The 11,116-nt window shown below is 66.0% G+C and carries 10 protein-coding genes; 5 read left to right on the top strand and 5 right to left on the bottom strand.

Going from position 1 to position 11,116, the window contains the following annotated elements; translation table 11 throughout:
- The 4 genes from EOA24_RS14425 to EOA24_RS14410 all read left to right on the top strand — a co-directional run.
- On the top strand, nt 1-477 hold a 477-nt coding region (locus tag EOA24_RS14425), incomplete at its 5' end, for a prolyl-tRNA synthetase associated domain-containing protein (protein WP_133374515.1).
- Between the two features lie 84 nt (nt 478-561).
- Complete coding sequence (gene trxA / locus EOA24_RS14420) at nt 562-1,554, top strand: thioredoxin (protein ID WP_126083639.1); 993 nt, start codon at nt 562-564, stop codon at nt 1,552-1,554.
- 334 nt (nt 1,555-1,888) lie between these two features.
- Complete coding sequence (locus tag EOA24_RS14415; RefSeq protein WP_126063591.1) at nt 1,889-2,560, top strand: LON peptidase substrate-binding domain-containing protein; 672 nt, start codon at nt 1,889-1,891, stop codon at nt 2,558-2,560.
- A 173-nt stretch (nt 2,561-2,733) separates the two neighbouring features.
- Nucleotides 2,734-2,982, top strand: coding sequence for a Trm112 family protein (locus EOA24_RS14410; RefSeq protein WP_126080388.1), 249 nt, complete (start codon nt 2,734-2,736; stop codon nt 2,980-2,982).
- A gap of 299 nt (nt 2,983-3,281) precedes the next feature.
- Here the strand turns inward: EOA24_RS14410 and EOA24_RS14405 are convergent, their stop codons facing one another.
- The 3 genes from EOA24_RS14405 to EOA24_RS43010 are packed head-to-tail and all read right to left on the bottom strand — an operon-like array spanning nt 3,282 to nt 9,035.
- Nucleotides 3,282-6,614, bottom strand: a complete 3,333-nt coding sequence (locus tag EOA24_RS14405; RefSeq protein WP_126080389.1) for an error-prone DNA polymerase — start codon at nt 6,612-6,614, stop codon at nt 3,282-3,284.
- The gene (locus EOA24_RS14400; RefSeq protein WP_127256334.1) at nt 6,611-8,101 is read right to left on the bottom strand and encodes a DUF6504 family protein; all 1,491 of its coding nucleotides are present in this window, start codon (nt 8,099-8,101) and stop codon (nt 6,611-6,613) included. The genes EOA24_RS14405 and EOA24_RS14400 overlap by 4 nt, the downstream gene beginning before the upstream one ends.
- Nucleotides 8,043-9,035, bottom strand: coding sequence for a hypothetical protein (locus tag EOA24_RS43010; RefSeq protein WP_126080391.1), 993 nt, complete (start codon nt 9,033-9,035; stop codon nt 8,043-8,045). Before EOA24_RS43010 ends, EOA24_RS14400 begins: the two co-directional genes overlap by 59 nt.
- Before the next feature lie 183 nt (nt 9,036-9,218).
- Here EOA24_RS43010 and EOA24_RS14390 point away from each other — a divergent pair, with 183 nt between their 5' ends.
- On the top strand, nt 9,219-9,656 hold the full coding sequence (locus tag EOA24_RS14390; protein ID WP_126080392.1) for a metallopeptidase family protein: 438 nt from the start codon (nt 9,219-9,221) through the stop codon (nt 9,654-9,656).
- Nucleotides 9,657-9,809: 153 nt separating this feature from the next.
- Here the strand turns inward: EOA24_RS14390 and EOA24_RS14385 are convergent, their stop codons facing one another.
- Nucleotides 9,810-10,016, bottom strand: a complete 207-nt coding sequence (locus tag EOA24_RS14385; RefSeq protein WP_095820644.1) for a DUF1737 domain-containing protein — start codon at nt 10,014-10,016, stop codon at nt 9,810-9,812.
- A 29-nt stretch (nt 10,017-10,045) separates the two neighbouring features.
- Nucleotides 10,046-10,924: a CoA ester lyase gene (locus tag EOA24_RS14380; protein WP_126080393.1), complete on the bottom strand. Its 879-nt coding sequence runs from the start codon at nt 10,922-10,924 to the stop codon at nt 10,046-10,048.
- Nucleotides 10,925-11,116: the final 192 nt, after the last annotated feature.

Below are 11,116 nucleotides of genomic sequence, written 5' to 3'. Positions count from 1 at the left end.
AACGATTTTCTTGCCGATCTCGGCTTTCCCGTCTCGACGGTCAGGCACCCGCCGCTGTTCACCGTCGCCGATTCGCAAGGCCTGCGCGGCGAGATTCCCGGCGGCCACACCAAGAACCTGTTCCTCAAGGACAAGAAGGACAATTATTTCCTCGTCACCGTCGGCGAGGAAGCCGTCGTCGACCTGAAGCAGATCCATCACCTGATCGGCGCCGCCAGCCGGGTGTCGTTCAGCAAGCCCGAGATGCTGATGGAGCTGCTCGGCGTCATCCCCGGCGCGGTCACCGTCTTCGGCCTGATCAACGACAGGGAAGGGAAGGTCAAGGTGGTGCTCGACCAGGAATTGATGAGCCACGACGTCATCAACGGCCACCCGCTGACCAATGAGGCGACGACCTCGATCGCCGCCGCCGATCTGATCAGATTCGTCGAGGCAACCGGCCACGATCCTGTTATCCTGAAAGTCTCACAATCTTGAAAGTCAGGGCTTGATCGCCACATGGAAGGCGGTTCCAAAATCCGACAATGACGCGCCTGAAAGCGCGACCGAAAGGGCGACATGATGAGCGACAACAATCCGTATAGCGGCGCGTTCGGCGGCAATGGCGGCCAGTACGCCCAGACGGTGCAATATGGCGGCGGCGACCGCCCCAAGGTCTCGCTGGGCGAGGCGCCGGCGGCGGCCGACCTGATCAAGGACACCACCACCGCGACTTTCGCCGCCGACGTCATCCAGGAATCGCGGCGCCAGCCGGTGCTGGTCGACTTCTGGGCGCCATGGTGCGGGCCGTGCAAGCAGCTGACGCCGCAGCTGGAAAAGGCGGTGCAGGCAGCCGGCGGCAAGGTCAAGCTGGTCAAGATGAACATCGACGACCACCCCTCGATCGCCGGCCAGCTCGGCATCCAGTCGATCCCCGCGGTCATCGCCTTCAAGGACGGCCAGCCGGTCGACGGCTTCATGGGCGCCATTCCCGAAAGCCAGATCAACCAATTCATCCAGAAGGTCGGCGGCAAGGGCGGCGGCGCGCCGCAGATCGCCGACGCGCTGGCCGCTGCCGCCGAGGCGCGCACGGCCGGCGACGTGCAGACCGCGGCCGACATCTATGACGCGATCCTCGAGCAGGCGCCGGAGACGCTGGAGGCGATCGCCGGCTTGGGCGAGATCCTGTTCGATGCCGGCGACACGGAAGGCGCCGAGGCGGTGCTTGCCCGGGCGCCCGAGGACAAGAAGGACGCGCCGGCGCTGGCGGCGCTGCACGCCAAGATGACGCTGGCGGCGGAAGCGGCCGCGCTCGGCAATCCGGCCGAATTCGAGCGCCGGCTCGCCGCCAACCCGGCAGACCATCAGGCGCGCTTCGACCTGGCGATGATCCAGAACGCGCGCGGCGATCGCAATGCGGCCGCCGACAATCTGCTGGCGATCGTCAAGGCCGACCGCAGCTGGAACGACGACGGTGCCAGGGCGCAGCTGCTGAAGTTGTTCGAGGCCTGGGGAATGACCGACGAGGCAACGCTGGCGGCGCGCCGCAAGCTGTCGTCGCTGCTGTTCTCGTAGAGCATTTTGGCGTTTCACAGAAACGCGAAACGCCCTAGGTATTTGTTCTGACGCAATTCCGGACGAAGGCCGCTGCGCACTTGTCCCGGAATAGCGCTCAAAGCGCGTCGCGATCTTCCAGATTCGCTCCATGCGCTTTAGGTTTTGATTTTACGCATGTGTTTATCCCGTTCCCACTTTCGGGAGACATGCTTTGAAGTTTTTTGCCGGCTGTCGCGGCCGGCAGGCTTGAGCGGAGGAGTGCCAGCGCCAGATAAGGGCTGTGCCGATCAAGAGGGTGCGAGAGGAGATTGCAGGGTGATGCGCTTGCCGGCGTTGCTTCGGGAGGGTTGCGGTGCGCGTTGGTAACGCACTCTACCGGCTGGCCAAGGATCTGCCGCCGGCAATCCCGGTGTTTCCGCTCGCCGGCGCGCTGCTGCTGCCCGGCGGCCGCATGCCGCTCAACATCTTCGAGCCACGCTATCTGCAGATGATCGACCAGGCGATGGCCGGCTCGCGGCTGATCGGCATGATACAGCCGAGCCTCGACGGCGCATTGCGCGACGACGGCGAGCCGGAGCTGTGCAGCGTCGGTTGCGCCGGGCGCATCATCTCGCTGGCCGAGACGGGCGACGGCCGCTACCTGATCTCGCTGCAGGGCGTGTGCCGGTTCCGCATCGTGCAGGAGCTCGCGGCGAAGGCGCCGTTCCGGCAGTGCAAGATCATGCCGTTCCTGGCTGATCTCGAGGAGGACCCGGCCGCCGCCGAGATCGACCGGCCGGCGCTGCTCAAGGCGTTTCGCGCCTATCTGCAGGCCAACGACCTCGAGGCCGATTGGGAAAGCGTCAGCCGCGCCGAAAACGGCATGCTGGTCAACGCGCTGTCGATGATGGCGCCCTACGGGCCGGCCGAGAAACAGGCGCTCCTGGAAGCGCCGGACCTCAAGACGCGCGCCGAAACGCTGATCGCCATCACCGAGATGACGCTGGCGCGCGAGGATGACGAGTTTGGGTCCAGTCTACAATAAGTGTATTGATATTCAGGTGAGCCCGGCCTGCGAACGGCGGCTTCCTGCGCTTCCGGTGCTCACGTACTTCAAGTACGCTCCGCTCCGGTTCTCGGAATCCACCGTTCTCGACTCGGCCTGACCTGAATCTCAACACACTTAGGGCCGGGGGAATTGGACAATGGAAAAGTGCGATGCCAGCGGACGGACGTGACGGACGAAAAGCCGAGGTCGACCCGAAGCTGCTGGAACTGCTGGCCTGCCCGCTGACCAAGGGGCCGCTGACCTGGGATCCGGAGCGCAGCGAGCTGGTCTCGCGCGTGGCGAAGCTCGCCTATCCGGTGCGCGACGGCATACCGATCATGCTGCCTTCGGAGGCGCGCACGATCTCGGCCGAGGACATGCTGGCGCCGCCAACGCCGCGGCTCGGCGGGCCTTCGTAGATTTCACCCCCGCCGCCACTTCCGAAAGAATGCCGCGAACTTTCGAGGCTGGCAGGACGACCCCTCCTGTCGTCATCCCAGGGCGGAGCAGCCGCGAAGCGGCGTCGCGGAGACCCTGGGATCCATGCCGTGACGCTAGCTACGAAGTGCAACGGAGCAGAATTCTGCACCGTAGCGGCGCTCGCGGGTAACGGCATGGATCCTCTGGTCTGCGCTGCGTCGCTTCGCTCCTTGCTTCGCCCAGGATGACGAAGGCGTTTTTCACTCCCGCCGCGTTCCCTGTTGTGCTGGAAATCGCCTCACTGAAAATTGCGCCCTTTCGGCATGACCTGTTGTGCGGCACCCGACAGGGCTTCAAGATTCTGATGGACCGGCAGGCCACCGCTTGCGTCGGCCTTTGATCCAACCGGCCGTTCGGCGGACTCGATGACCGGGCGATTGGCGGACTCCAGCAGCACGCTCAGCCAGGAGGTCAAATCCTCGATCCTGTCGGCGACGATGTGAATGACGTTTGATTCATGCTGCAGCTTGCCGGTGACGCGGATGAAGCGGGCGCCCATCACCACCGGGCGGAAGCGGTCGAAGACGCGCGGCCAGATGATGACGTTGGCGATCGATTTTTCGTCCTCCAGCGTAAGGAAGATGGCGTTGCCCTTGCCCGGCCGCTGGCGGACCAGCACGAGGCCGGCGACGGAGACGCGGCGGCCGTCGCGCACCGACGGCAGCTGGGCGTTGGGGGTGATGCCGGCGTGGGTAAGCCTTTCACGCAAGAAGGCGACGGGGTGCTCCTTCAGCGACAGGCCGAGCGAGCGGTAGTCATGCACGACATGCTCGCCGAGCGGCATTTTCGGCAGTTTCGTTTCCGGCTCCAGCTCGCGCAGGCGAAGCGACGGCTGGTCGAACAGCGGCAGCTTCTCGGCGGCGCTCCTGCCGTCTAGCGCCCGGACTTCCCAGAGCGCGGCGCGGCGGTCCAGGCCGATCGAGCGGAACGCGTCGGCCTCAGCCAGTCTTTCGATCTCGCCGACATCGAGGCCGGAGCGCAGCCAGACATCCCTGACCGATCGATAGCCGCTACCGCGCTGCGCGACTAATATATCCATGCGCTCCTCCGACAGGCCCTTGATCTGGCGAAAGCCGAGGCGAACGGCATGCGCTGTCTCGATGACGTCGCGCATCGAGGCGTGGCGCTCGAGGATGCGGGACGGATCGAAGGCGGTGGCCTCCAGGGTGCAGTCCCAGACGGAATGATTGATGTCGACCTCGCGCACCTCGACGCCATGGTCGCGCGCGTCGCGGACGAGCTGGGCGGGCTGGTAGAAACCCATCGGCTGCGCGTTCAGGATCGCGGCGCAGAAGACATCCGGGTAGAAGGTCTTGAACCAGCAGGAAGCGTAGACCAGGAGCGCGAAGGAGGCGGCGTGGCTTTCGGGAAAGCCGTACTCGCCAAAGCCCTCGATCTGCTTGAAGCAGCGCTCGGCGAACTCCTTGTCGTAGCCATTGCCGACCATGCCGTCGATCATGCGCTGGCGGTAATTGCCGATCGTGCCGGTGCGCTTGAAGGTCGCCATGGCGCGGCGCAGCTCGTCGGCCTCGCCCGGCCTGAAGCCGCCGGCGACGATGGCGATCTTCATCGCCTGTTCCTGGAAAAGCGGCACGCCCAGCGTCTTGCCGAGGATCTTCTTGAGCTCCAGGCTGGGGTAATGGACCGCCTCCTTGCCCTGCCGCCGACGCAGATAGGGGTGGACCATGTCGCCCTGGATCGGGCCGGGGCGCACGATCGCCACCTCGATGACGAGATCGTAGAAATTTTCCGGCTTGAGACGCGGCAGCATCGACATCTGCGCGCGCGACTCAATCTGGAAGACGCCGAGCGTGTCGGCCCTCTGGATCATGGCGTAGACGTCCTCATGCTCCTCGGGAAGAGTGGCGAGCACGTAAGGCCGTCCAAACGGATCCCGCGCCCCCGGATAATGGTCGGTGAGCAAGGTGAAGGCGCGCTTCAGGCAGGTCAGCATGCCGAGCGCCAGCACGTCGACCTTGAGGATCTTCACCGCGTCGAGATCGTCCTTGTCCCACTCGACCATCTTGCGCTCCTCCATCGCCGTCTTGACGATGGGGACGACCTCGTCGAGCCGGTCGCGGGTGATGACGAAGCCGCCGACATGCTGGGAAAGATGGCGGGGAAAGCCCATGATCTCGTTGGCGCGCTCCAGCACCTGGCGCGACAGCGGATCGGTGCGGTCGAGGCCGCCGGCATTGGCTTCCCTTTCGCCGAGCTCGGAGGTCGACCAGCCCCAGATGGTGCTGGACAGCGCGCTGCGGACATCCTCCGACAGGCCCATGGCCTTGGCCACCTCGCGCAGAGCGGAGCGGCCGCGATAGCTGATGACGGCGGCCGCAAGCGCCGTGCGCTTGGCGCTGTATTTGTCGTAAATATAGGCGATGACCTCGTCGCGCCGCTCATGCTCGAAGTCGACGTCGATGTCAGGCGGCTCGTTGCGCTCCTCCGAGATGAAGCGCTCGAAGAGTGTGTCGATGCGCTCGGGGCCGACTTCGGTGATGCCGATGCAGAAGCAGATGATCGAATTGGCGGCCGAGCCGCGGCCCTGGCAGAGGATGTCCTTGCTGCGGGCGAATTTGACGATGTCGTGGACGGTCAGGAAGTAGCGCGCATAGTTCAGCCGCTCGATCAGCGCGAGCTCGCTGTCGATGCGTTCCAGCACATATTCGGGAACGCCGGCCGGATAGCGCCTGACCGCCCCTTCGCGGGCCAGGCGCTCGAGCTCGGCCTGCGGCCCGAGGCCGGATTCGGTCGGCTCGTCCGGGTAGTTGTATTCGAGGTCGCTGAGCGAGAAGGTCAATTCGTCGGCGAAGCGCAGCGTCTCGGCCAGCGCTTCAGGGTGACGGCGGAAAAGGCGCGCCATCTCCAGCGGCGGCTTCAGATGGCGCTCGGCATTGGCGGTCAGCTCCAGCCCGACCTCGCAGACCGGCGTGTTGAGGCGGATCGCGGTCAGCACATCCTGCAGCGGGCGGCGCTCGGCGGTATGATAGAGCACGTCGTTGGTCGCCATCAGCGGGATACGCGCATGCTCGGCCATCGCCGCTGCCTGCTCGATGCGGAAGCGGTCATTGCCGCCATAATCCGGCGCCACGGCCAATCGGAGCGCCGCGCCGAAGCGATCTTTAAGCCGGCTAATAAATTCCAGATTGCCTCCCGCGCCGCCGGACAGATTGGGCAGGATCGCCAGCGACATCCGATCGCCCCATTCGAGCAGGTCGTCGAGCTCGAGCAATGTCGCGCCCTTCTCGGTCTCGTCGCGCAGATTGGCTTGGGTCAGCATGCGGCACAGATGCCCCCAGCCCTGGCGGTCGCGGGGATAGGCGAGGATGTCCGGCGTGCCATCGCCGAACACTAGGCGGCAGCCGGGATGATAAGGCATCTTCTCCACCTTGGCCTGCTGCCAGGCGCGCACGACGCCGGCGACCGTATTCCTGTCGGCAAGCCCGATCGACGAAAAACCGTAGAATTTCGCCGTGACCACCAGCTCCTCGGGCTTGGAGGCGCCGCGCAGGAAGGAGAAATTCGAGCTTATGCCGAACTCGGCATAGGGGATGGCGGTCAGCGCGTTCATGCGAACACCCCATGCATATACCAGCGCGGCGAGGCGGCCTGGGGCGCGTTGCCGTAGAGACCCTGGCGGTAGAGCCAGTAGCGGCGTCCCTCGCTGTCCTCTATGCGATAATAGTCGCGGGTCGGCGCCTCTTCCTCGCCGGGCAGTTGCCGCCACCATTCGGCGGCGATGCGTTCCGGCCCCTCGGCGCGGGCGACGCGGTAGAGCGCGCGCCGCCAGCGGAAATTCATCGACGGTCCTTCCGGGATCTCGGTCGCCGGCACCTCGACCGGCTCGGGCGAGCGGAACAGGCGCACCGGCCGCTCCGGCGGATAGATGGTCATCGGCGGGGCTGTTCGGGGTGGCGCCGCCCGCCCGGCCGCCGGCGCGCGCCTTTGCGGCGCTTCGGCGAAAGGCACGCTCTTGACGGCGCGCTCCGGCAGATGGCTCTCGACAACAACCGGCTTCAGCACGGCAGCCTCGCCGAGGCGGGCGCGGACGCGGTCGGCGAACAGCGCGATGTCGGCGTCATCATCCTCCGCCTCGCCGGTGAGGTTGCCCTGAACCAAGTCGAAGGCGGCGACCGACAGCACGGAAAGCCGCACGAGGTCGAAGCCGAAGCCGGCGTCGATATTCTGCTCCAACGCGGTGAGCCGCTCATGGAACAGTCTTTGGATCAGCCGCGGCTCGCGCATCGGGCGCGAGGTGCCGACGGCGATGCGGCTGACGGCGCCATCGACGCGAAAGAGAAGCAGCGCCAGCGTCCTTGCGCCTTCGCCGCGCCGTTCGAGGTCGGTCTTCAGGGCGACGGCAAGCCGGCTTATGAGCCGCTCGATGTCGTCGGTGAGCATGACCGGCTCGGCAAGATGGCGCTCGACCGAGAGCGGCGCGACGGGAAGGCGCGGCGACACGGCTTCGTCGAGGCGGCCGAGCGCCTGGTCGAGGCGCAAAAGCAGAGTGGCGCCGAAGCGGCGGGCGAGCGGCGCGCGCGGTGCCGCCATCACCGCGCCGGCGGTGCGCAGGCCTACACTTTCCAGGAGGGCGCGGGTCTCCGGCGCGATGCGCAGCGCCGACAAGGGCAGGGGCGAAAGCAGCGCCTCTTCCTCGCCGCCGGCCACGATGCGGTTGCCGTGGAAGCGCGCCGCCGCCCAGGCGGCGCCCGGCGTCGAGGCCAGGCCGGCGCGGACGTCAAAACCCTGCTGGAAGAAGCGGGTGAGGATCTCGTCCTGCATGGCGCGCTCGCCGCCGAACAGATGCGTGCAGCCGGTGACGTCGAGGAACAGCCCGTCCTCGCCGTCGATCGCCACCAGCGGCGTGTAGCGGTCGCACCAGTCGGCAAGGCCTTCGAGCAGGCGGCGGTCGGCTTCCGGGTCGGCCTCGACCACGTCGATCGAAGGGTGCATGGCGCGGGCATCGGCAATGCCCATGCCGCGTTTCAGCTTCAGCGCCTCAGCCCGCTCGTCGAGGGCTGCGATGCGCTGGGTGTTGTTGTCGCGATGGCTGATCACCAGAGGCAGGTGATCCGACGGCCGGGAACGCCAGGATCGCCCCAGACGCTGGCGCAGGATCCGCTCCGCGCTGAGATGCGGGAACCACAGCGACAGGATTCTCTGTTTTTTCCGCAAAAGCGTGCTCATTTGGGTTCCACTCCAGTGTGAATTGTCCGGGCAGGGCCGTGCGGCTCTTGCCGATATCGACCTTGAAAGCAGGGCGGCCGATCGAGCCGGCGAGCGGTCCGGCGACCGTCTCGCGGCTTGCCGAAGGCGCCGCCGAGACGATGAGGCGCACCGGTGCGGCGGTTGGATCGGCCTCGCCCGCCTGGCGCAGCAAAAGCAGTGGACGGCCGGCATTCTGGGCGCGGGCGTGCAGCCGGCGCGTGGCGGTGAGGTCGAGAAGCCGCGGGCTGCCGCGGATTTCGAGGATGACCGCGGCGAAGGCCGTCATGCGGGCGGCCTCCTCGGCGATCCACAGCGCGTCGAGCAGTTTCGGCGCCTCGGAAAACAGCAACTGTTCCGGCTCGATGCCGAACAGGGCATGAAGGCCCCTGGCGTAGGGCAGGCCGGCCTCGTGGAAGATTTCCGACGTGCCGACCCAGAGGATCGGCAGACCCTGCTTCTCCTTGAGGCTCAGGCTTACGAGCGACAGCGCGAAGCCGGCGACCGCGCCGGCATCGCGGGTCTCCAGCCCATGGATCTCGCTGAGCGCCGCCCTGGGCAGGCCGCCGCCAAGGGCGGTGTCGAAGCGCTCGATGCCGGTATGCAGGAAGGCACCCGGCGAGGCCACCGCGAGGCCGCGCCGGACGATCGTCCTGTCCGACCTGCCGGCATGGGCAGGCGCGCTCCCGGAGGGCGCCTGCAGGCGCTCGGGCAGCGTTCCCTCGATCTTCGCGATCTGGCGGCGCAGGGCAAAAACAGTGTCCCGCGCCACGGCGCTCATCGCCATGACGTTCACTTCCGGCAGCAATTGTTCCTGTTATGTTCTTATAGATTCCAGAGGCGCCCGGAAGAGTCAAGCAGAGTCCGAAGGAATTTATTCCTTCGCCTTTTACCCTGAAAGCCCATGGCCAGCCGGCTCATTTGCCTCTATCGGCGCGAAAGCCTATATGCCGGGATCAAAGGACGTTTCATGGCCCGCATCTACAAGACCCGCACTTGGCACGATCAGCTCTCGCCGTCGATGGACGAGCTGGAGCTTATGGCGCTGGAGGCCTATGCCCATCTGCCGGACGAGTTCCGCAAGCTCACCGGCGAGATCGTCATCCAGATCGCCGAATTCCCGACCGACGAGATCATGGACGACCTGTCGCTGGAGACGCCCTTCGACCTGCTTGGCCTGTTCGAGGGGCGCGGCATCGCCGAGCGCTGGAACCCGCAGACCGGCGAAGGACCGAACCGCGTCACGCTCTACCGCCGCGCCATCCTCGACTATTGGGCCGAGAACGAGGAGACGCTGGGCGACATCGTCACCCATGTGCTGATCCACGAGATCGGCCACCATTTCGGCCTGTCGGATGACGACATGGAGCGGATCGAGGAGGCAGCCGAGCAGGCGGCGGCGGGCTGAGAAACTGTTTGGAAATTCTACTCCGGCGGCCATCTGGCGGCGCTTTCTGCGCTTCCGGTGCTCACGGACAAATGTCCGCTCCGCTCCGGTTCTCGAAATCACCACCATATGACTCGCCAGAGCGAATTTCGAAACAGTCTCTAAACGCCTTCCCTACCAGTCGCTGAGCTTGGTGTCGGCTGTGTATTCCTGGCCTTCGACATCCTTCACCACGGCCTGGCCGCAGCGCATCGACTTGGTCTTCTTGTCATAGGCATAGGTCGGCGAGCCGAACAGGTGCCAGCCCTTGTTCAGCGCGGCGGTGACCTTGTGGCAGAAGGTGGAGTCGTCCGGACCGGACAGGAAGCGGTAGAGTTTCATTTTTCGAACCTATCATGTGTATCGGCGCATCATGCGCCGATGACCGCGGCCTTCGCCAGAAGTTTCTCGGCTTGCGTCAGATGCAGCCGCTCGACCATGCGGCCGTCCAGCGCGATGACCCCCTTGCCGGCATTTTCAGGCCGCGCGAACGCATCCCGGATCGCACGGGCCTCGGCAAGTACTTCGGGCGCCGGCGAGAAGGCGCGGTTCGCCGGCTCGATCTGGGCCGGGTGGATCAGCGACTTGCCGTCAAAGCCCATGGCGGCTCCCTCGGCGCATTCGCGGGCAAAAGCGTCGAGGTCGCGGAAATCATTGGCGACGCCATCGATGACGTCGAGGCCGCCGGCCCGCGCCGCCAGCACCAGCTGCATCAGCCAGGGCATCAGATAGCGCCGGTCGGGCGTCGCCAGGATGCCGGTCGCCTTTACCAGGTCGTTCGTTCCGGCCACGAAACAAGCCAACCTCGAAGCCGGATCGCGCCCGAGCTCGGCGATGGCGCCGATGTTGAGCAGCGCTTTCGGCGTCTCGACCATCGCCCATAGTTTCACGCCGTCCGGCACGGAATTGTCGTCGAGCAGGTCGCCGGCCTCGAGGATGTCGCGCGGCGTGCCGATCTTGGGCAGGAGAATGCCGTCGGGCTCGGCCTTGGCGACAGCCAGAAGATCGTCGGCGCCCCATTCGCTGGCCAAGGCGTTGATGCGCACCACCATCTCGCAGCGTTTTTCGGGCCGGGCGAGAATGCCGGCGACCTTGTCGCGCGCGGGAACCTTGTCAGCAGGCAGGACGGCGTCCTCGAGATCGAAGATGACGGCATCGCAGGCCAGCGAGCCGATCTTGGCGAGCGCCTTGTCGTTCGAGGCGGGGATGTAAAGCACGGAGCGGCGCGGGCGGTAGGTGTCGACGGTCATGGCCGATCTATGCCGGGTGATGGCGTGGGAGGCAAGGCGGAGGTTAATCTCCCCCCTTTGAGGAGGAGATGTCGCCGCAGGCGACAGAGGGGGTCGCCGCGCGTGAAGCGCCGGCGTTCTGCGCGGCAAGAATGAGGTCGGCCCTTTACGCGCTAGGACCCCCTCTGACCGCTTCGCGGCCCTCTCCCCCTC

The organism is Mesorhizobium sp. M2A.F.Ca.ET.039.01.1.1 (genome assembly GCF_003998035.1).
In the GTDB taxonomy this organism is placed as follows: Bacteria; Pseudomonadota; Alphaproteobacteria; order Rhizobiales; family Rhizobiaceae; genus Mesorhizobium.
This window is presented reverse-complemented; position numbering and strand designations above follow the sequence as displayed.